The 255-nt window shown below is 60.4% G+C and carries 1 pseudogene; it reads left to right on the top strand.

Going from position 1 to position 255, the window contains the following annotated elements:
- Window positions 1–255: pseudogene (locus tag C7G61_RS43660) on the top strand (IS630 family transposase); the annotation flags it as partial.

Here is a 255-nt window from a genome sequence, read left to right as displayed (position 1 = left end):
CCAGGGAACGGTGTGCAAGATCCTCGGCCGGGAGGACATCAAGCCGCACAAGGTGCGTTACTATCTTGAAAATCGCGACGCCGAGTTCGAACAGAAGATGGCGGAGGTCCTGTGCGTCTATCGTGAACTCCAGGTCCTGAAGAAAGCCTCTGCCAAAGGAAGGAGGCGGGGAAAGCCGGTGACGATCGTCTCCTGCGACGAGAAGCCGGGAATCCAGGCCATCGCAACGACGGCGCCGGATTTGCCGCCCAAGCC

Origin of the sequence: Bradyrhizobium algeriense (genome assembly GCF_003062295.1) — a bacterium.
Lineage (GTDB): Bacteria > Pseudomonadota > Alphaproteobacteria > Rhizobiales > Xanthobacteraceae > Bradyrhizobium > Bradyrhizobium algeriense.
This window is presented reverse-complemented; position numbering and strand designations above follow the sequence as displayed.